The 17,486-nt window shown below is 52.4% G+C and carries 16 protein-coding genes and 1 pseudogene; 13 read left to right on the top strand and 4 right to left on the bottom strand.

The genetic code is table 11. From position 1 onward, the window contains the following. Window positions 1–22: 22 nt before the first annotated feature. From sucD to OEV59_02505, 5 genes and pseudogenes are all read left to right on the top strand, one after another. On the top strand, window positions 23–895 hold the full coding sequence (sucD, locus tag OEV59_02525; protein ID MDH4226618.1) for a succinate--CoA ligase subunit alpha: 873 nt from the start codon (window positions 23–25) through the stop codon (window positions 893–895). A gap of 69 nt (window positions 896–964) precedes the next feature. Continuing rightward, window positions 965–1,168: a 4Fe-4S binding protein gene (locus OEV59_02520; GenBank protein MDH4226617.1), complete on the top strand. Its 204-nt coding sequence runs from the start codon at window positions 965–967 to the stop codon at window positions 1,166–1,168. A 55-nt stretch (window positions 1,169–1,223) separates the two neighbouring features. Continuing rightward, window positions 1,224–2,360 (top strand): 2-oxoacid:acceptor oxidoreductase subunit alpha, encoded by a 1,137-nt coding sequence (locus tag OEV59_02515; protein MDH4226616.1) that lies wholly within the window; start codon window positions 1,224–1,226, stop codon window positions 2,358–2,360. A 30-nt stretch (window positions 2,361–2,390) separates the two neighbouring features. After that, a pseudogene (locus OEV59_02510) lies at window positions 2,391–3,253 on the top strand (2-oxoacid:ferredoxin oxidoreductase subunit beta). Between the two features lie 135 nt (window positions 3,254–3,388). Next, a complete protein-coding gene (locus OEV59_02505; protein MDH4226615.1) occupies window positions 3,389–3,943 on the top strand; it encodes a 2-oxoacid:acceptor oxidoreductase family protein in 555 nt (184 codons plus the stop codon). Window positions 3,944–4,141: 198 nt separating this feature from the next. On the opposite strand, the gene OEV59_02500 is transcribed toward OEV59_02505, so the two are convergent. Further along, a complete protein-coding gene (locus OEV59_02500) occupies window positions 4,142–5,638 on the bottom strand; it encodes an MFS transporter (protein MDH4226614.1) in 1,497 nt (498 codons plus the stop codon). A 352-nt stretch (window positions 5,639–5,990) separates the two neighbouring features. Between OEV59_02500 and OEV59_02495 the strand changes: the two genes are divergently transcribed. The 8 genes from OEV59_02495 (at window position 5,991) to OEV59_02460 (ending at window position 14,661) form a co-directional block, all read left to right on the top strand. Next, window positions 5,991–7,661 (top strand): FAD-dependent oxidoreductase, encoded by a 1,671-nt coding sequence (locus tag OEV59_02495; GenBank protein ID MDH4226613.1) that lies wholly within the window; start codon window positions 5,991–5,993, stop codon window positions 7,659–7,661. A gap of 3 nt (window positions 7,662–7,664) precedes the next feature. After that, window positions 7,665–8,492, top strand: a complete 828-nt coding sequence (gene cysQ / locus OEV59_02490) for a 3'(2'),5'-bisphosphate nucleotidase CysQ (GenBank protein MDH4226612.1) — start codon at window positions 7,665–7,667, stop codon at window positions 8,490–8,492. Between the two features lie 4 nt (window positions 8,493–8,496). Next, entirely contained in the window at window positions 8,497–9,474 is a 978-nt protein-coding gene (locus tag OEV59_02485) for a succinate dehydrogenase/fumarate reductase iron-sulfur subunit (protein MDH4226611.1), read from the top strand. A 144-nt stretch (window positions 9,475–9,618) separates the two neighbouring features. Further along, on the top strand, window positions 9,619–10,377 hold the full coding sequence (locus OEV59_02480; GenBank protein ID MDH4226610.1) for a hypothetical protein: 759 nt from the start codon (window positions 9,619–9,621) through the stop codon (window positions 10,375–10,377). Between the two features lie 215 nt (window positions 10,378–10,592). Then, window positions 10,593–11,462, top strand: a complete 870-nt coding sequence (locus OEV59_02475) for a CoB--CoM heterodisulfide reductase iron-sulfur subunit B family protein (GenBank protein ID MDH4226609.1) — start codon at window positions 10,593–10,595, stop codon at window positions 11,460–11,462. A 143-nt stretch (window positions 11,463–11,605) separates the two neighbouring features. Then, on the top strand, window positions 11,606–12,493 hold the full coding sequence (locus OEV59_02470) for a diacylglycerol kinase family lipid kinase (protein ID MDH4226608.1): 888 nt from the start codon (window positions 11,606–11,608) through the stop codon (window positions 12,491–12,493). A gap of 28 nt (window positions 12,494–12,521) precedes the next feature. After that, complete coding sequence (locus tag OEV59_02465; GenBank protein MDH4226607.1) at window positions 12,522–13,769, top strand: glycoside hydrolase family 15 protein; 1,248 nt, start codon at window positions 12,522–12,524, stop codon at window positions 13,767–13,769. A 10-nt stretch (window positions 13,770–13,779) separates the two neighbouring features. Beyond that, window positions 13,780–14,661, top strand: coding sequence for a cation diffusion facilitator family transporter (locus OEV59_02460; GenBank protein ID MDH4226606.1), 882 nt, complete (start codon window positions 13,780–13,782; stop codon window positions 14,659–14,661). 11 nt (window positions 14,662–14,672) lie between these two features. Here the strand turns inward: OEV59_02460 and OEV59_02455 are convergent, their stop codons facing one another. Genes OEV59_02455 through OEV59_02445 form a run of 3 tightly spaced genes read right to left on the bottom strand, consistent with a single transcriptional unit; the run spans window position 14,673 to window position 17,412 of the window. Then, window positions 14,673–15,251, bottom strand: a complete 579-nt coding sequence (locus tag OEV59_02455) for a hypothetical protein (protein MDH4226605.1) — start codon at window positions 15,249–15,251, stop codon at window positions 14,673–14,675. Between the two features lie 15 nt (window positions 15,252–15,266). After that, window positions 15,267–16,490, bottom strand: a complete 1,224-nt coding sequence (locus tag OEV59_02450) for a radical SAM protein (protein MDH4226604.1) — start codon at window positions 16,488–16,490, stop codon at window positions 15,267–15,269. Continuing rightward, on the bottom strand, window positions 16,477–17,412 hold the full coding sequence (locus OEV59_02445; protein MDH4226603.1) for a Gfo/Idh/MocA family oxidoreductase: 936 nt from the start codon (window positions 17,410–17,412) through the stop codon (window positions 16,477–16,479). The genes OEV59_02450 and OEV59_02445 overlap by 14 nt, the downstream gene beginning before the upstream one ends. Between the last annotated feature and the right edge of the window lie 74 nt (window positions 17,413–17,486).

Genomic DNA, 17,486 nt, shown 5'->3' with positions numbered 1-17,486 from the left:
AACCTCGTGGAGCGATACTTCGATGAGCATACTCGTTAATAAGAATACAAAGGTAATATGCCAGGGCATCACCGGAGAGCAGGGCACCTTCCATACCCGACAGATGGTCCAGTACGGGACAAAGATGGTTGGCGGGGTAACGCCCGGTAAGGGCGGGACAGATATGGACGGCATCCCGGTCTTTAATACCGTTGCCGAGGCAAAGAAGAAAACCGGCGCGAACGCTTCCGTTATATATGTCCCTGCGGCTTTTGCAGCAGACGCAATCATGGAGGCAGTTGACGCGGATATAGAGCTTGTAATCTGTATCACAGAAGGCATCCCGGTAATGGACATGGTCGCTGTAAAGCGTTTCATGCAGGGCCGTAATTCAAGGCTCGTTGGCCCGAACTGCCCGGGCGTTATTACCCCGGATGAATGTAAAATCGGCATCATGCCCGGTCACATCCATAAGAAGGGTAACGTAGGCATAGTATCGAGGAGCGGCACTCTTACATACGAGGCGGTTGACCAGGTTACGAGGCTTGGGCTCGGGCAGTCGACATGCGTGGGCATAGGCGGAGATCCTGTAAACGGGACCAATTTTATAGACGTGCTCGAGCTTTTTGAAAAGGACAAGGACACTCACGCCGTGATAATGATAGGCGAGATAGGAGGGAGCGCGGAGGAAGAGGCAGCGGAGTTCATAAAGAAGAACGTTAAGAAGCCTGTCATCGGATATATCGCCGGCGCAACCGCTCCGAAGGGCAAAAGGATGGGTCACGCAGGCGCTATCATAGCAGGCGGCAAGGGCACGGCTGATGAGAAGTACGAGGCAATGGCAAGGGCCGGAATGAAGACCACAAGGACCCCTGCAGACATAGGCAAAACACTTGTAGAGGCAATCAAAAAGTGATATTATTTAACCCCTTCGCCGTATAAGGCGCGAGGGGTCTTATTTTAAGTTTTTTAAAATGGAGGCAAGATGACCGAGGCGGCAAAGAAACTACCGAGGATAGTGATAAACGAAAAACGGTGCAAGGGATGCAGCATCTGCGTTGACTTCTGCCCAACGAACGTCCTTGAGATGAAGGGCGCTCTGGTGACGGTTGTTAACCTCGAGGCCTGCACAAGGTGCCAGCTCTGCGACCTTCGGTGCCCTGACTTCGCAATACAGGTCTTTGACTGATTCCCTTACGCAGCACACGACAATAGAGCCTTCATAAAAAAGGAGCTTTTATAAAATGGCCGAAAAAAGAAAGAAAGTTTTCATGCAGGGCAATGAGGCGTGCGCCGAGGGCGCGTTGTACGCCGGATGCACCTTCTTTGGCGGTTATCCCATAACGCCGTCAACCGAAGTAGCCGAGGTTTTATCGAGAAGGCTTCCTCCGATTGGCGGTAAATGGATACAGATGGAGGACGAAATCGGCGGCATAAGCGCAACAATTGGCGGCGCAATCGCCGGGCATAAGGCACTCACCGCAACAAGCGGCCCAGGACTGTCGCTTAAGCAGGAAGGCCTTGGTTATGCTTGTATGGCAGAGATACCCTGCGTTGTCGTAAATGTCATGAGGGGCGGCCCTTCCACAGGCTACCCGACCGGCCCAGGACAGTCAGACATCATGCAGGCAAAGTGGGGCACGCACGGAGACCATCCGGTAATCACGCTTACTCCTGCGTCTGTTCCGGAGATCCTTACAGAGACGGTAAGGGCATTTAACCTTGCAGAAAAGTACAGGACACCTGTGTTCGTATTCTACGATGAAATAGTCGGCCACATGAGAGAGGCGGTCACAATACCGCTTCCCGGAGACCTTGAGGTCGTAAACAGGGCAAAGCCGACCTGTAAGCCCGAGGATTACCTTCCCTATGACACGAAGTTCGAGGTGCCGCCGCTTGCCCCGTTTGGCACGGGGTACCGCTTCCACATAACGGGCCTTAATCATAAGGACGACGGCTTCCCCACAAACGACGGCGCGACCATTCAGGAAGGCATCAAGCGTCTCATAAGGAAGATAGACAACAACTTAAAGGACATCGAGAAGAACGAAGAGTACATGACCGATGACGCCGAAATCGTGATTTTCGCATTCGGCTCGACCGCAAGGAGCGCCAAGTTCGCTGCAGCAAAGGCCAGGGAAAAGGGCAGGAAGGTAGGAGTACTAAGGCCCATCACCATGTGGCCGTTCCCGGAGGCAGCGGTTAGAAAGCTTGCGAAGAACGCAAGGGCCTTTATCGTTCCAGAGCTTAATCTTGGCATGATGCGCTACGAGGTAGAGAGGTGCGCAGAAGGCGCGGATATCGTTCCAATCAACCGCGTTGACGGCGAGCCCATAAAGCCGCAGCAGATAATAGACGAGATAGAGAAGCTCTCGAAGTAAGAGTTAAACCCCAACGGAGGTTTTTAAAAGATGTCGACCGCAGCCGCAAAAAAAGAGAAGATAAGCGTACCGTTCGATTACGATAAATATCTTAGAAAAGGCAAGCTCCCGCATATCTGGTGTCCGGGATGCGGCCACGGCATAGTGCTAAAGGCCCTTCTTCGCGCAATAGACAAGAGTGCCATAGAAAAAAACGACATATGCATGGTTTCGGGTATCGGCTGTTCTTCGAGAACCCCGGGATATGTCGATTTTAATACTCTCCACACGCTCCACGGAAGAGCGCTTTCGTACGCAACGGGCGTAAAGCTTGGCAATTCGAAGCTCAAGGTTATAGTCACGACCGGAGACGGCGATGCCTCGCAATCGGCGGCAACCACTTCATACACACCTGCAGGCGCAATATCGACATGGTCATCCTCGTATACAGTAATGCTATATACGGCATGACAGGCGGCCAGTTCTCTCCGACAACCCCTGAGGGCTCGATAACTCATACGAGCCGCTACGGCGCGATGGAGCCGGCGTTCGACTGCTGTAACCTCGCAATAGCCTCGGGTGCAAGCTTTGTAGCAAGGGCCACCTCTTATCATGTCCAGGACCTCGAGAGGACGCTCCACGCTGCAATACAGCACAAAGGCACGGCAGTTGTCGAGATACTTGACCAGTGCCCCATATACTTCGGACGTCTTAACAAGTATAAGAGCGCTTCCCAGATGATGGAGGCAATTGAAAAGGACGGTACCGTTGCCGTAGCCCAGGCAAAGAACATGACGCCCGAGCAGCTTCAGGGTAAGCTCCTAAGGGGCATACTCCACCAGGTCGAGAGGCCAGAGTACTGCGAGCAGTACGAGAAGCTTTGCGAAAAGGCAAAGGGCTCGAAGAAGGATTAAGCAGGGAGCGGCGGACAAGGGCGCTGTTAGTCCTTGTTGAGTTGTCGGACGGTTGTAGTCAGGGTGTTTTGGAACATGGCAGACAAACGGGGCTGATTTAACGTCCCGAGGCAACTTAAAGCGGAGGTTTCGAAGATGGAAAGATACGAAATGCGTTTTAGCGGTTCCGGCGGACAGGGCATGATACTTGCCGGCATCATCATGGCAGAGGCTGCCTGCATATACGGCGATAAGAATGCCGTGCAGAGCCAGTCCTACGGCCCTGAATCAAGGGGAGGCGCAAGCAGAGCAGAGGTCGTCATAAGCGGCGGCTCGATAGACTACCCAAAGGCAACTGCCATAGATTGCATGCTCGCAATGACGCAGGTCGCGTGCACGAGCTACCATAAAGACATAAAGGACTCGGGCATCCTTTTAATAGATTCCGACGAGGTTAAGGAGCTTCCGGCAGGGAAAAAGCACAAGATATACTCCTTCCCCATAACCGAGACCGCAAGGGTGGAGCTTGGCAAGACCATAGTCGCGAATATACTCGCTCTAGGGCTTATAACCGAGCTTACGGGCATTGTGCCGAAAGAGGCCATAACCGAGGCAGTTCTCTCGAGGGTCCCGGTTGCATTCAAGGAGCTTAACCAGAAGGCCCTTGAGATAGGCTTTGCAAAGGGTAAGGAGCTTAAGGCAAAGGGCTAAGGGGCAGGTAGGGGGCAATCCGGGGCGTGGGGCGATAAGTTCAGGCAGTTAGTTTTAATGGACAGATAGTTGTATGCAAGGGCCGCGCATCCTGCGCGGCCCTTTTTGTTTGTGCGGCATGGATGTCCTAAAAGCAGATAATAAAAAAGGGAGGCGGATGATTCCGCCTCCCTTTGGTTTTGCGTGGAGAAGTGGTTCTTAGTGCCCGCCCATCAGCTCTTTATCGACGCTCGAGAGCTTGTGCTCCGTTGCGAAGGCGCCTGCCGGCTCCTTCAAGAAGAAGAAGCAGAAGATGAGGGTGGCAAGGCCGGTTGCTCCGATAAATAGGAAGAACTGGCTGTCGGAGACGAAGGTGTAGACCGTCAGGTAAAGAACCGCTCCGACGTTTCCGTAAGCTCCGACGTAGCCAGATATCTGGCCCGTGACCCTGCGCTTTACCATGGGAACGAGCGCGAAGGTCGTGCCGCAACCGCCGGTGACGAACATGGCGCAGGCAAGGGTTACGAGGATTGCCAGCGCAAGCGGCCATGAAGCGCCGATGAGGCCCATGAGACCGAATGTAACGGTGCAGCCGGCGAGATAGAGGAGCATCGCGTTACGCCTCGAGCTCATTCTGTCGGATATCCAGCCGCCAAGCGCCCTTGAGAAGAAGTTCAGGAACGCGAATAGCGACGCGCTAAGCCCTGCGTACTGGGGCGTGAGCGCGAAGGTCTTCTGGAAGAATGCCGGAAGCATTGATATGACGCCGAGTTCGGCGCCGAATGTTGCGACGTAGCAGAGACAGAGCGCGCCAACGTCGGTAAAGCGGTATCTGTCGTCCTCGGGAACGCCCTTCTTGAGTATCGGCACGTTCACCCTGAGGAGCTGTATTATCTGGTATATGACCACGAGCGCTATGACTATGTAGGCTATGGTTGCGGCCTCGGCGCTTATGAAGTTCATACCCTTGATCCTCCAGACGAGGACCGCGAGCACGCCGACGACAGGGATTGTCCACAGGATGGCGTTTACCAGGTCGAGCCAGGTGCTTACCTCTATTGCCGGGGCCTTCCTGGATTTCGGACGCACGGTGCCGGGAGGGCCGTCGGTTATTGCGAACCAGTAGTAGATTCCGTAGAGGAGCATTACAACGCCGGAGAGCGCTATGGCGTATCTCCAGCCCATGGTGCCGCCGATGATGTTGAGGGCGACAATAGGCATGACGATTGCGGCTATGGACGAACCCCAGTTTCCAAGTCCCGCCTCAACACCCTGGGCAAAGCCCATGTCGCGGGGAGTAAACCAGAGAGAGGTCATATGGATTCCGACGACAAAGCCAGTGCCGACCATGCTGAGGATAAGACGCGCAACCATCATCTGTGTGAAGTCGGTTGCGAAGGCGAAGACGAAGCACGGTATTGCCATTACTATCATGACGATGGTAAATGTTTTACGCGGCCCAAGCCTGTCGGAAATTATGCCGACGAGAACCCTCGCAGGGACCGTAAGCGCCACGTTGCAGATGGCGAGCACCTTCATGTGCGCCATCGTGAGCCCCGAGGCCTGGACTATTGTCGTTGCCAGCGGAGCCATGTTGAACCATACGAAGAACGTGAGGAAGAAGGCGAACCACGTCTTATGGAGGGCCACGATGTCGGCCCTTCCAAAACTTAGCAGGTCGCCCCAACTCATTTTTTTGCCAGTGTCTGCAGCCATTTAGTAATCCTCCTTTCCTGTCGCTGTTTTTTGATTTTACTTGAATATCTTGAAGGGGCCCGCTGAAAACAGAAGAGAGTCCTGCGTTCTGTGCGTTTGGCCGCCGTGTGATGAAGATTCCCCGCCTGAAAATGGCCTCCAGGCAAAGGTTCTTAATTTAAGATTAAGTTATTATTAATTAGCCGAAATGTCAAGATTTTTGTTTTTCGCGTAAAAGGGCAATGGAGATTTTTTACGGTAAAGTGCTAACGGGCTGATATTTTTACGGAATCACACTATGGAACGCAGTCAAAAAAGCGCACTACCATATTGACAAGGCACGGATAAGCCGATATTGTTAAGTAATACGAAAATGGTCAGACACGATGTCATAATAATAGGCGCGGGGCTTGCCGGCATGAGGGCGGCGATTGAGTGCGTGAGGGCAGGCTTGAATGTGGCCGTAGTGTCCAAGGTGCACCCTGTAAGGAGCCACTCCGTTGCAGCGCAGGGCGGCATCAACGCCGCAATCGGAAGCGCGGACTCGTGGGAGGCCCATGCCTTTGATACGGTAAAGGGCAGCGATTACTTGGGCGACCAGGACGCAATAGAGACCTTTTGCAAGGAAGGCCCGCTAAATATTCAGGAATTAGAAGAGATGGGCGCGATATTCGATAGAGACGATTCGGGCAACATCGCGCAGCGCCCTTTCGGAGGCGCCGGGTTCCCCCGTACCTGCTACCTTGCCGACAGGACAGGGCACGCGCTGCTGCATGTCATGTTCGAGCAGCTTTTGAAGCACGGGGCCTTCCTTTATAATGAGTGGCACGTTACGGATATCGTCAAGGTCGACGGCGCTGTGGCAGGCGTCATAGCCCTTGAGATAGAAACAGGCAAGCTCCACAGGCTTTCTTCTTCGGCGGTGATAGTCGCAACCGGCGGCTATGGACGCGTCTTTGCCTCCACATCCAATGCGCTAAGCTCAACGGGCGACGGCATGGCCCTTGCCCTCGACGTGGGTGCGCCCCTGATGGACATGGAGTTCGTTCAGTTCCACCCGACCACCCTTAAGCGCACGGGGCTCCTGATGACCGAGGGCGCGCGCGGCGAGGGCGGCTACCTTATAAACTCGCTTGGCGAGAGGTTCATGTCAAAGTACGCTCCATCTAAATTGGAGCTTGCAAGCAGAGACGTCGTATCCCGTGCCGAGCAGACCGAGATAAGCGAAGGCAGAGGCGTTGACGGATGCGTGTTACTAGATCTGCGCCACCTTGGCGCGGAAAAAATAATGGAAAGGCTTCCCCAGATACGGGAAATTGCTATAAACTTCGCGGGCGTTGACCCCATAGAAGCCCCTATTCCCATAAGGCCGGGCATGCATTACTCCATGGGCGGCATAATGACGGACGTTGACTGTAAGACACCTATCCCCGGGCTCTTTGCCTCCGGAGAGGCAGCGTGCGTTAGCGTACACGGCGCTAACAGGCTTGGCGGGAACTCGCTACTCGAGGCGATAGTGTTCGGACGCCGCTCCGGAATAAGCGCTGCCAGGTATGCAAGGGATAAATCGCCCGCAGGGTTCCCGGAAGATGCCTTTGATGCTGCGGCCGCAAGGGTCGCGAGGCTTATCGGAAATAAAGGCGGCGAAAGCCCGGCAAGGATACTTAGCGAGGCGCGCGATGCGATGAGCATGCATGCCGGGGTGTTTCGTGACGAGGCCTTGCTTACAGAGGGGCTAAAGAAGATGCGCAGCTTAAAAGAGCGGCATAAAAACGTCACGCTTACCGATAAAGGCGACTGTTTCAACACAGAACTTCTTAGCGCAATCGAGCTTGGCTGCATACTCGAGCTCTCGGAGGTAATACTTCTTGGCGCGCTAAACAGGAAGGAAAGCAGGGGCTCTCACGCAAGAAAGGATTTTCCAAAGCGTGACGACATTAACTGGCTTAAGCATACGATTGTAAGCCGTGATGGTTCCGGTTACAAGATAAGTTATAAAGACGTTTCGATAACAAAGTATAAGCCCGAGGAGAGGAAGTACTAAGGCATGGATACGCAGGACAGGAATTTTCTTTTAAAGGAGTGCGTTGAAACAGCGCTCGAGGCGGGGGAGGCAGTGCTTGGCGTATACGCCTCTGACTTTAATGTCGAGCTAAAGGACGACAAATCCCCTGTTACCGAGGCTGACACTGCTGCCAACGCCATAATAACCGGGCGGCTTTTCAAGCACTCGCCGCACCCTGTTATTACAGAGGAAGGCGCAACCATTCCCTATCAGGTGAGAAAGTCGTGGAAGCGGTTCTGGCTCGTGGACCCTTTGGACGGCACAAAGGAGTTTGTTAAGCGTAACGGAGAGTTCACGGTGAACATAGCTCTTATGGAGAACGGAGCTCCTGTGCTTGGCGCGGTATACGTTCCCGTCAAGAGGGCCTGCTACTTTGGCGGCCCGGGTATCGGCGCATACAGGCTTGAGGCAAGCGGCGTTTCGTTTGGCTCAATGGATGAGATGCTTAAGGCATCGGTAAAGCTTCCGTGCGTTTCAAAGGGCGAGAGAGTGAAGATAGTTGCCAGCAGGTCGCACATGTCAAAGGAGACTGCCGAGTATCTCGAAGCGGCAAGGAAGCTCCACGGCGATGTGGACACTGTGAACGCAGGGAGTTCTTTCAAGTTCTGCCTCATTGCAGAGGGCTCTGCCGACATATATCCGCGCTTTGGCCCGACAATGGAATGGGATACTGCCGCAGGCCAGGCAGTGGCAGAAGGCGCCGGCGCGGAGGTTCTTGACTATTCAACAAAGAAGCCGCTTGTATACAACAAAGAAGACTTGAAAAACCCGTGGTTCATAGTGAAGCGAAAGGACGTGAAGGCGTGGTAGAGGCATGCAGGTAAAGCTCCTCATAAAAAGATGTGACCCGTCGAGGCGCGAGGTGTGCGAGCCGTTTCTCGAGGCCTTTACAATAGAGGCCGCGGAGGGCATGACAGTGCTCGAGGCCTTAATCGAGATAAGCGAGACAAAGGACGCTACCCTTGCCTTCAGGCGTTCGTGCCGCTCGGCAATATGCGGAAGCTGTGCCGTGAAAATCAACGGTTTCCCCAAGCTTGCGTGCTCGACACAGGTGCTTATGGAATATAAAAAGCACGGACGTTTGACAATCGAGCCACTTGGCAACCATGCTGTTATAAAAGACCTTGTTGTTGACATGGGCCCTTACTGGGAAAAGATGGAGAAGATTACGCCCTATCTTACGCCCGGGGATAGTGACGGCGGCGAGTGCCGTGCCGTAAAGATGAAGAAAGAGGAGAAGGCGCGTATAGACGACTCGCAAAAGTGCATCATGTGCGCCTCGTGCAATTCGAGCTGCAATGCCCTCGAAATAGACCGGCATTACCTTGGCCCCGCGGCCCTTGCAAAGGCGTGGCGGTTTGTTGGGGATGCAAGGGAAGGGCACGCCGGCAAAAGGCTTGAAACGCTAAGCCTTAATCATGGCGTGTGGGATTGCGTGCGTTGCGTTCATTGCACAGAGTATTGCCCAAAGGACGTAAAACCTCTTGAGGCAATAGAGAAGCTTCGGGCAGAGGCCATGAAAGAGGGCTTCACTGACAACCACGGGGCAAAGCATGTAGAGTCAATGCTCGATTCCATAAAGAGGGTAGGTCGTCTTGACGAGGCTGCGATGAGCTTTAAAACGCTTGGGCTTCTTAAGTCCTTTGGCATGATACCGTTTGGCATAAGGATGGGCATGCACGGCAAGGCTCCGCACCCGATTGTATTTCCTTCGATAGAAGGTATTGAAGAAGTCCGTAAGATTTATGAGGTGGTGGAGAGGAAGAGGCGGAAGGAAAAGGCGGAGAAGTGAGCGGCTCTGGCAAGCCTGCGATTTTGCCACCATACTTCGTTGCCGCTCGGTTTTGAGTCCTCGACGTATATTCCATATACGCCTGCGGCTCAAAACCTCCGGCGCCTCGTCTGACGGCAAACTTGCAGGCTTGGAGGGGCTACAATGGTCATGGATGGTGAGTTGTTAGAAAAATTTATAAAAGGTTTTTATGGATACGGAGTTCCTGAAGCCGATTATTGGTTTGTTGGAATGGAGGAGGGGGCTTCTGATAAACCTAAGGAGCTAAAGAAATCTATAGAAAAAAGAATAACCGAGTGGGATAAGTGTGGCCGTACTAATTTTATAGACTTTGGTACATTCCGTAACGATATTGCACCTACGTGGTTTCGTGAAGAATCTACAATACAGCAAACATGGGGTGGATTGATTAGGGTGTTGTTAAGTGGTTTGGGGAAGCAGATTGACAGCAAAACAGTCAGGGATTATCAGAAGGATGCATTTGGCATAGATGGAAAAATGTGTTTGCTTGAGTTGTCTCCATTGCCATGCAAGGGGTCTGGTGAAAAGAAGTGGCTTTATAAAAAATGTTTTGAGCATCTTGGGTTGGAATGGCTAAAAACACGTAAGGGGTTTAAGGACAAATGTTTTCCTGAGCGTATCAAAGTGTTAGAAGAGTTAATAAAGAAACACAAACCCAAGGCGGTAGTTTTTTATGGTTTAACATATAAGGAACACTGGGAATCTATTGCAGAAAGCCAAGATGTTGAATTTGAAAAGTGTGAAAATGGCGAGCATAAATTGTTTTTTGGTCAAAATAAAAATACTCAATTTGTAATAATGCGACATCCAGCGGCAAGAGAAACTAATGGGGAATATTTTATCAAAATTGGCAAGCTGATTGCTCGTAAAATGAGTGGGTGAAGCGTAATCTGAAAATGGATTCCCGCTTACGCTGGAATGACGGAAGGAGAAAGGTCTTTAACCCATCAAACCGTTAAGTTTTGCGCCAGACGAGGCAGAGGCTGTTTTTGCGCGCAGGCGTATACGGAGTATACGTCGAGCAAGGAAAAACAGCCTCAACAAAGTATGGCGCAAAAATCAACGGTTTCGTTTGGCACCAGAAGGATGTTAATGGCATGAAATTACGTTACGCATACTATCCGGGCTGCGCGTCCAAGGAAATGACGAGAGAGGCCGACAAAACCACCAGGGCCGTTGCCTCTGCCTTTGGCATCGAGCTCATGGATATGCCGAGAGCCAACTGCTGCGGCGCAGGGCTTGTTGGCGACTTTGACCCGCTTCTTTCCCTCTCCCTTAATGCGCGTATATTCTCAGAGGCAGAGAGAATGGGCGTTGATATCCTTACCATCTGCTCTACATGCCTTATGATAATGCGTTCCGCGAACTTGAAGCTTAAGACAGACGCTTCGCTACTAAATGAGGTAAACGAGGTGCTAAAGGAGGCAGGGCTTACCTATCGCGCAACTGTCGAGGTAACGCACCTTCTAAACGTCCTTCATAAAGAGGTTGGCGCTGCAGAGGTTGCAAAGCACGTGAAGCGGCCGTTGAACGGCTTGAAGGTCGCTCCGTTTTACGGCTGCCATACCTTACGGCCGTCTTCTGCGCTTGGGCACGACGACCCGGAGAAGCCCGAGTCTCTAGAAGATTTAATCAAGGCCGTTGGCGCAGAGCCTGTCGAGTACTCGGGTAAGACAAAGTGCTGCGGCTTTCAGTCGGATTTGGTAAGTCCTGATACTGCCATACGCATGACAGCTACAAGGCTCATTGACGCAAAGGACTCGGGCGCTGTGTGTGTTGTAACTCCGTGCCCGTTTTGCCATATCAATCTCGACAACTACCAGTCCCAGGCAGAGAAAAAGGCCGGGAGAAAGATCAATCTTCCTGTGTTCCACCTTGCGCAGCTCATCGGCGCTTCCCTTGGCCTTGGCGCAAAGGACATGGGCCTTGAGCGCCACCTCGTAAACCTCGAAGAGCTTCTTTATTAGTCCCCATATCTTGGAAGCATTTTATCGCAAATTCGAATAAAACCTGCGGTTTTTTGGGCATCAAGGGAGATAGTGCTTGAAAAAACCCGAATAATGCATATACTTTAAAAGTTGACGTTATTAATCCGGCATCAGGAGCGTATTTGAAGGTAAGGTTCATAATAAACCCAGCTGCAGGCTCAGGAGCCGGCGCCGAGGTGGTGGCTGACTCGATAAGCGAGGCCCTTGGCACGGAGACAGGGTTCTTCGAGGTCAAGGCCAGCAGGTTTAGAGGCGATGCCCACGAGCTTGCAAAAGAGGCCGTTAGAAATGGCTACGATACTGTCTTTGCCATGGGTGGGGACGGGACCATTAACGAGGTCGCCTCTGCCCTTGTTTCGACCAATACCGCCCTTGGCATAATACCCGCAGGCTCGGGTAACGGCCTTGCAAGGGCTTTGAAGATACCTTTTAACAAGATAAATGCCGTTAAGGTCTTAAAGACCGGCATTGTCCGTTCCATAGACGCAGGGCAGATGAACGACAGGTATTTTTTCTCGACCGCCGGAGCAGGGTTCGACGCGGTCGTTAGCTCCAAGTACGCGGAGTGGGCAAAGACGTACAAGAAGCGCGGCATACTGCCGTACGTGCCAATCACCTTTGCCGCGTATTTTGGTTATAAGCCAGGAATTGTGAAGATAAAGCACGACGGCGGGGTAATAGAGTGTAGCCCTCTTATGTTAACGGTTGCAAACACGAGAGAGTTTGGCGGTAATGCCGTAATCGCGCCAAAGGCCGTGCCAGACGACGGGCTACTTGACCTCTGCCTTGTCGAGGGTGTCGGGTTCTTTGGCACATTGTTTTGCGGCATAAAGCTGCTACGCGGCACGATAGATTCTTCAAAGCACTACCGCGCGATAAAGACTTCCTTTGTAGAGGTCGAGAGAGAGGGCGCTTCCCCGGCGCAGATAGACGGCGAGGCGTTCTTTGCCCCGGCAAAGCTCTCGTTTAAGGTGCTTCCAGGGGCGCTTAAAGTATGGACTCCGGCGTAGCGTAAGGCATTACGGTCGAGGGATATTTATGACGTCAGATACACCGACAATATCGCAGGACATAGCTAATCTCTTTGGCAACGGCAGAAAGTTCATCGACCAGTCGCCAAAGGACAAGCTCATCCTTGCCTATCATCATCTCGAGAACTTAAGGCAGTTAAACGGCGGCTACATCGCGTCTCCGTACAGGGGAGATAAGGGCGGGGACCGTTATAACGTCTTCTGGCTTCGCGACATAATGTATGCCACCTACGCCAACGAGTACGTCGGCGCCTATGATAAGCTAATCGAGAGCTACCGCCTTATATTGAGGATATTCCAGAAGTACCGCCACAAGATATCCTCGGGCGCAAGGAAGCGCCACTTCATGGGAAGCTGCGCAGCAGAGTGCATACACGCGAGGGTGAACCCGGTAACGCTCGATGAAATCACAAACGAGTGGGGCCATCATCAGTTGGATATCTTCGGCCTCTTTCTATACAAGACAGGCGACCTCATAAAAAAAGGCTATAACGTGCTCGGCACGGACAGGGCCGAGTCGCTAATACTACTTCGGGACATCATCCTCTACCTTACAACCGTTGGCTGGCACGCTGACCCTGACTTCGGGGTTTGGGAGGAGGGCCCTGAGCTGCATTCTTCGAGCATAGGCTCTGTGCTCGCAGGTCTTACGATGTGGCACGACGACGGGTACTATCATTACAAGTACGCGCACCAGGTTGCCATAAGCGAGTACCTGCCCGTGCCCCAGGAGTTTATCGAACACGGCAGGGATGCGTTAAATAAGCTTCTTCCGGCAGAGTCCCCGGCGCGGCCCTTTGACATGGCGCAGCTTAGCCTCGTCTGGCCCTATAACATCGTAAGCGATGCGCAGGCCCTGCAGATAGTGAAAAATGTGGAGGAGCAGCTCGTTCGCACAAACGGCGTCATACGTTATCAGGGAGACCTCTACTACAATGCCGATGCCTCGGCGCCGCTTGGCAGGGAGGCGGAGTGGCCGCTTGGGTTTGCGTGGCTAAGCATCGTGCATTCGAAGCTTGCGATGAAGGCATTTACGCTCGGAGCGGTGTTTGGCACGCACAAGGAGCATGTTGAGAAGGCCACCTGGTATATCGACAAGCTCGAGGCCGTAATGACCCCGGACGGCAGAGTGCCCGAGCTCTATAGCGGAGGCGAGATGAACTGGAACTGCCCTCTTGCATGGGCGCAGAGCTTTTATATAGTGGCAAGGCAGAGCCTCTCTCACGCCTTGGATTCGTCATCCAACGGGCGTTAGGATGCAGGCAGTGGAACAAACAGCCAAAGTACCCAAGAAGATGAACCCCGCGGCATTCTGGGCAACGATTGTCAACATAGGCGCCAATGCCGCTCTCTTTGCCGTAAAGCTCGCTGCCGCTCTTCTCTCGGGAAGTGTCGCGCTCTTATCCGAGGCATTCAACTCCCTTACAGATACCGTATCGTCAATAGCAATATTCATCTGCGTGCGTATATCCGATAAGGAGGCTGACGAAGGCCACCCATTCGGCCACAAACGCGCCGAGCCCATAGCTGGGCTTGTCGTTGCCATATTCGCGGGCATACTCGGGTTCGAGATAATAAGGACCTCGATAGACAAGATAGTGCACCAGGAGAAGGCAGTTGTCGGGGCCTTTGCGCTTTTTGTGCCGCTTCTGACCATAGTTGCCAAGGGCGCGATGAGCTGGTATTTTCGTAAGGTCGGCAGGGAAGTTAGAAGCCCTGCCATAGCCGCAAGCGGAGTGGATTCGCTCTGCGACGTGTTCGTGGCAGTGGCCGCGTTAATCGGTGTTGTAGGAGCGTGGCAGGGCTACTGGTGGCTTGACCCTGCGGCAGGGCTTGTCATAAGTATATGGATACTTATTACCGGTTATAGAATCGGCATGGAGAATATAGATTATCTGATGGGCAAGGCCCCGCCACCCGAGATGTTAAGCGATATAAGGACTGCTGCAAGGAGTGTTGGCGGCGTTCGCGACATAAACACCGTGAGGGCGCATTACGTCGGGCATTTTATACATGTCGAGGTGCATATAGAGGTGGATAAGGCGCTCTCGACCCTGGACTCTCATGCCATAGGGAAAAATACCGAACGGGAGCTCCATAAGCTGCCGTTCATAGAAAAGGCCTTCATACACATAGACCCTGTGTGAGGAAGGTTTTTTTAGAAGCCATTCTTGATGTCGCTTACTTTTGGGCCGCCTGTTTTCTGGTCTTTTAGGGTAAGCACGAGCGTGAAGAACTCGCGCGTTGGGCCGTTGTTTTCCCCTTTTGCAGCAGCCTCCCATGCTCCGCGCACAATTACCGTATAGCTTCCCTGCCTTGCGCTCTCGATGTGCGTTTCTACCGGAATAAAGCGTCTCTTTGCCGTTGATTTGAAGAAATCCGCGAAAGCCTTTTTTATCTCAGAGGCTGTTCTGCCGTTTGCGTCCTTATAGTCCTTCGTAAGGAGCCGCTGTATGCCCAATGAGTCTCCTTTTTCAAGGTACGATCCGAGCTTTATTACGAGCGCTTCCATGGCAGCCCTCTTTGTCTCCGGCACCGGGACCGGGAGGTCTTCCTTTATGCCGTGCTCTATGCAAAGTTCGCGTATAAGGGATCTGGGGACCGGTATGGTCTCGAAGTCGTCTGCGCGTTCTTTTAGAAGCCTCGCGGTTTCCTCGGAATTCTTTCTTAGTTCAACGTACTCGGTTATCCACGCAGCTGCGAGTTTTAGAGGAAGGTCGTCGGTTTTTTCCGTCATTTGTAAAATCCCTTTCTAAAGGAATATGTCCTGGGTATAGGCGATGGGGGCGGCCTCTTTTCCTTTTGCCGTGCCCTTGTCCATGGCCTCGAGCCACCAGTTCGTCGAGTTGTATATGCACTCGATGTGCCTGCATTCCTTCGATGCGTCGAAGTTCCTTATCATTGCGGCCGTTTTTTTGCTTGTCTTTATGAGCTTCCCGACACTTGTGTAGCCGTCTTTATTTTCTATTATGTTTACGTCGTCGCCCCTGTATGCCGGGCAGCCGTATATGCCAAGCGGCGTTACTATCTGCCTGAATGCCTGCATGCGGCACATCCTGGGCTGCAGATTCAATTTGTCCTTATCGAGCATGTTAAGGAGGTTTACGCTTGCTATTACCTGGAAGGATTTTCCTTTGTGCCTCTCGGCCGCCTTAAAGCACTTTTTAAGCACGTCAACTGTGCTTACTTCCCTGCTTTTTTTATCGGTGAAGTAGGGGATGGTTTCCTTTCCTTCCTTGTCGCGGACAAGGTAGGGCTTAAACGATATGTAGTCGAAGCCGTGCTTTTTGGCGATAGATGCTGCGGCCTCGAGCTCTTTGTAGTTTACCGTTAGCGAGGAGTCGAATTCGATGGTTTCCGGCGTGATGACCACGAACGAGAAGCCGAGTTGGACCTCGGGGTTGGCTTTTTTGATAAGAGAAGCGCCCTGGCACGCGCTTTCTAAGGTCGTCTTCTTTAGTGGCTTATGGAGCGCGTTAAATGTTTCCTCGGTGCCCGAATCGAGCGAGAGCCTTACCCAGTCGCCTTTTTTAAGGTATCCGGCAACGGCTAGTATTTTCTCGTGGTTGCTGCCGTTGGTTACTATCGCTATGCGAAGCCCGAGAAGCTTGGCTGTCTTTACAACGTCGCTAAAGCGCGTATGGAGTGTTGGCTCTCCGCCGCCGATTATGATGACCGTTCTAAGCCCGGCAAGCCTTAGGGTGGTAAGGGTAGAGACGATATTCTCGAATGGTATCTGTTTCGATGTGTTTATTATGCGCTTATCTATGCAGTGCGGGCATCTATAGTTGCATGCAAGTGTCAGGTCTATATTGATCGACACAGGAGAGCACAGGCGGCCGTTCTCCGATGAAAAGAGCGAGCCAATGGAGCCGTGGCCTTCGTTTTTTACGGCCTCGATGTTCCGCTTTGTGTAGGCGAATACCTTATCCTGCCTGAGTTTGTCCGCGAACCTGTGTATGCTATGCCTTTGCACAATATGCCTCGTAAATTTTTTCCAGGAGCCGCATGTTTTCCGTTATCGCGGTTTCTTCTTCCACTTTGCCGTTTTTGGCGTCCCTGACCTTTTTGATAAAATCGCTTACAGAGTCGAGGAGCAGGTCGGGTATTTCTATTCTTTCCGTGTCAGAGCAGAAAAACGTCTTATACCCGTGCATGTCTACTTCGCGCCTTACGGTATTGTTGTTTATCGTAAAGGACGCGGGCCGCGGCTGCGTTTCTTTGCATTTAAAGACGTATCTTACGTCTGTATCCCTGCCGCCCTGGTTCTTTGTTTTAAAGGAAATCTCCATCCCGTTATTTTTGCCGCTTATCTTGAGGCTGTCCGCACCCTTTAGCCCAAGGGCCAGGGCAATGCTGTTTGCGTGCGGCGCCGCTTCCTTTATCATGAACTTGGCGTCGGGCTTAGACGGCGAAAGATTAACCTCGAGCGAGAGAACGTCCTTTGGCGCTATCTTGCCGTATAGCCTGTCATAATATTTAAGCGCGTATGTCCATTGAACATTATAATGCAAAACAAGGGAAGATGAATAGAAATTTTTGACTATTTCGGCCGCCCTCGGCGCCATGTTCTTGCCCCAGATAAGGGGCTTTTCCGAGAACACGTGCTTATTGTGCTTTAGCGCGAGAAGTATGTCCTTTTCATGCGCCTCGGTAGGCGTGCATATGGCAACGGCGTTGAATGAGCCGTTCTTAAACAGCTCTTCTGTGTTCGCGTGCGCCGCTGCTTCGATGCCATATTTGTCTCGTAGGGCTATCGCGTGCGCCTTCGCGCTCGCAGCCGAAGTTGCGGCAATGTCCGTTACCTCTACGCCAAGTGAGCGAAGGTACTTCGCGACGTACTCTCCGGTGCCGTTATGCTGCCTGCCCGGGCCTATTATGGCTGCTTTTATTTCCATTGGTCTGTTGGCAGAGTGATAGTTTTCAGTCGAATTATTATATACCGTAATTATTGCCAAACACCATATTTTTA

The sequence above is a fragment of the Deltaproteobacteria bacterium genome, assembly GCA_029858205.1.
Lineage (GTDB): Bacteria > Desulfobacterota > GWC2-55-46 > GWC2-55-46 > DRQE01 > JAOUFM01.
The sequence above is the reverse complement of the archived record's forward strand: the minus strand, read 5'-3'. Positions and strand labels throughout refer to the sequence as shown.

What these genes read in the sequence shown, in the direction of transcription:
- OEV59_02480 (MDH4226610.1), top strand. Translation starts at nt 9,619, where the DNA reads ATGGTCATGGATGGTGAGTTGTTAGAAAAATTTATAAAAGGTTTTTAT.
- OEV59_02485 (MDH4226611.1), top strand. Translation starts at nt 8,497, where the DNA reads ATGCAGGTAAAGCTCCTCATAAAAAGATGTGACCCGTCGAGGCGCGAG.
- OEV59_02445 (MDH4226603.1), bottom strand. Translation starts at nt 17,412, where the DNA reads ATGGAAATAAAAGCAGCCATAATAGGCCCGGGCAGGCAGCATAACGGC.
- OEV59_02515 (MDH4226616.1), top strand. Translation starts at nt 1,224, where the DNA reads ATGGCCGAAAAAAGAAAGAAAGTTTTCATGCAGGGCAATGAGGCGTGC.
- OEV59_02465 (MDH4226607.1), top strand. Translation starts at nt 12,522, where the DNA reads ATGACGTCAGATACACCGACAATATCGCAGGACATAGCTAATCTCTTT.
- sucD (MDH4226618.1), top strand. Translation starts at nt 23, where the DNA reads ATGAGCATACTCGTTAATAAGAATACAAAGGTAATATGCCAGGGCATC.
- OEV59_02505 (MDH4226615.1), top strand. Translation starts at nt 3,389, where the DNA reads ATGGAAAGATACGAAATGCGTTTTAGCGGTTCCGGCGGACAGGGCATG.
- cysQ (MDH4226612.1), top strand. Translation starts at nt 7,665, where the DNA reads ATGGATACGCAGGACAGGAATTTTCTTTTAAAGGAGTGCGTTGAAACA.
- OEV59_02455 (MDH4226605.1), bottom strand. Translation starts at nt 15,251, where the DNA reads ATGACGGAAAAAACCGACGACCTTCCTCTAAAACTCGCAGCTGCGTGG.
- OEV59_02500 (MDH4226614.1), bottom strand. Translation starts at nt 5,638, where the DNA reads ATGGCTGCAGACACTGGCAAAAAAATGAGTTGGGGCGACCTGCTAAGT.
- OEV59_02495 (MDH4226613.1), top strand. Translation starts at nt 5,991, where the DNA reads ATGGTCAGACACGATGTCATAATAATAGGCGCGGGGCTTGCCGGCATG.
- OEV59_02475 (MDH4226609.1), top strand. Translation starts at nt 10,593, where the DNA reads ATGAAATTACGTTACGCATACTATCCGGGCTGCGCGTCCAAGGAAATG.
- OEV59_02520 (MDH4226617.1), top strand. Translation starts at nt 965, where the DNA reads ATGACCGAGGCGGCAAAGAAACTACCGAGGATAGTGATAAACGAAAAA.